Source organism: Verminephrobacter aporrectodeae subsp. tuberculatae (assembly GCF_026127385.1).
Classification (GTDB): domain Bacteria; phylum Pseudomonadota; class Gammaproteobacteria; order Burkholderiales; family Burkholderiaceae_C; genus Acidovorax; species Acidovorax aporrectodeae.
This window is the reverse complement of the sequence record NZ_QZCX01000009.1, coordinates 1-1200: the sequence shown is the minus strand read 5'-3', so window position 1 is coordinate 1200 and position 1200 is coordinate 1. Positions and strand designations below refer to the sequence as shown.

At 57.6% G+C, this 1200-nt stretch carries 1 pseudogene and 1 CRISPR repeat array; the pseudogene reads right to left on the bottom strand.

From position 1 onward, the window contains the following. Positions 1-38 precede the first annotated feature (38 nt). A CRISPR array of direct repeats spans positions 39-907; the repeat unit is 28 nt; unit sequence GTTCACTGCCGAGTAGGTAGCTCAGAAA. 76 nt (positions 908-983) lie between these two features. Further along, a pseudogene (locus tag D5041_RS21875) lies at positions 984-1200 on the bottom strand (type II toxin-antitoxin system HipA family toxin); the annotation flags it as partial.

Here is a 1200-nt window from a genome sequence, read left to right as displayed (position 1 = left end):
CAGAAATACGACGCAGAGCAACAGCGGAAGCTCATGGAGTTCACTGCCGAGTAGGTAGCTCAGAAACGACCCGGCCGAGGGCGAGAGCCTGACAGACCGTTCACTGCCGAGTAGGTAGCTCAGAAAACTTCGCCAGCAGCCCCTGCGCCTCCCACAGAGTTCACTGCCGAGTAGGTAGCTCAGAAACTGGAGCCGCTGCACGGGCAGCCGGAGTTGATGTTCACTGCCGAGTAGGTAGCTCAGAAACGGACGGATCAATGTCCAGGTCCCCCTGCGCCGTTCACTGCCGAGTAGGTAGCTCAGAAATTGGCAACCGGCACACCAGAAAAGCGCGTTGCGTTCACTGCCGAGTAGGTAGCTCAGAAGTGCTCTGTCTGTAACCGGTATTTCAGCGGCAAGTTCACTGCCGAGTAGGTAGCTCAGAAAGATGCGAAGGGCCACAACCCCGCTGCTGACGCGTTCACTGCCGAGTAGGTAGCTCAGAAACGGTCGTTGGCGGTGTCCCACTTGCCCAGCTCGTTCACTGCCGAGTAGGTAGCTCAGAAACTGTAAAGCGCTTGCAAATTTCTTGGCGACGCGTTCACTGCCGAGTAGGTAGCTCAGAAATGGCGGCGCACGATGGCATCGCGCACGCGGGTGTTCACTGCCGAGTAGGTAGCTCAGAAAGGTGTTGATTTGGAACTGCGCCGTGGCGAATGGTTCACTGCCGAGTAGGTAGCTCAGAAACAGGGCAGCGCCCGTCTCCGGCGCATTCGGATGTTCACTGCCGAGTAGGTAGCTCAGAAAAGCCGCGCCCGGCCTTCCGCATACTCCAAATGGTTCACTGCCGAGTAGGTAGCTCAGAAAATCCCCGGCCACGAATGGGACGGATGGATTCGGGTTCACTGCCGAGTAGGTAGCTCAGAAATTATCAACAATATTGGCCTCACATCGGCGAAAAAGCCGTTCGTAGCCTGCCAAAGGTGAACACCGGTATAACCGACTTACGTATCGGATTGCCTTTCGAAAAAGAAGCAGTCAGGCAGGATGGCCGGAGCGATGTAGTCGATGTCCTTGGCCGACACGCCGCAGGCAAGGAAGCCGTCGCGCCAATGCCGGACGACATTGACGAGTTGATCGATTTGCCCGCGCGCCTCTTGCGCTGACAAACCGAAACGCCCCGCCTGCGACAGGAGGTTGTAGATGCTGGCGGTGCGACCG